This window comes from Streptococcus sp. GMD6S (assembly GCF_000297015.1).
Map to the genome: position 1 here is coordinate 1 of NZ_AJRH01000238.1, position 634 is coordinate 634.

Annotated in this window: 2 pseudogenes; both read left to right on the forward strand. The window is 40.9% G+C overall.

Annotation, left to right across the window (positions count from 1 at the left end):
* Positions 1 to 402 (forward strand): annotated as a pseudogene (locus GMD6S_RS09910) (DNA polymerase III subunit delta'); the annotation flags it as partial.
* Between the two features lie 137 nt (positions 403 to 539).
* A pseudogene (locus tag GMD6S_RS09915) lies at positions 540 to 634 on the forward strand (DNA replication initiation control protein YabA); the annotation flags it as partial.

Sequence of the window (634 nt, forward strand, 5' to 3'; positions counted from 1 at the left end):
AAAAAGCAAGAAGAAAAGCTCATCCATCAATTAGAACAAGCAGGTCTGGTCAAGAAAAAAGCGACTTTCTTAGCCCAGTTTTGTCAATCACGAGCTGAAGCTGAAAAGTTGGCAAATCAGGCTAGTTTTTGGACCTTGGTCGATGAGAGTGAACGCCTACTGACCTGGTTATTAGCCAAGAAAAAAGAAAGTTATCTCCAAGTTGCTAAATTAGCCAGCTTGGCAGATGATAAGGAAAAGCAGGATCAGGTCTTGCGAATCCTCGAAGTTCTCTGTGGGCAGGATCTCTTGCAAGCAAGGATTCGAAAGATTCTACAAGATTTGCTAGAAGCTAGAAAAATGTGGCAGGCCAATGTCAGCTTTCAAAATGCCATGGAATATCTGGTCTTGAAAGAAATATAAACTCATACTCTTCGAAAATCAAATTCAAACCACGTCAACGTCGCCTTGCCGTACTCAAGTACAGCCTGCGGCTAGTTTGCTCTTTGATTTTCATTGAGTATTAAAAATGAACGATATAGAAAGGAAAGGGCTGGTTTATGGACAAAAAAGAATTATTTGATGCGCTAGACGATTTTTCCCAACAGTTACTGGTGACCTTGGCCGATGTGGAAGCCATCAAGAAAAATCTCAA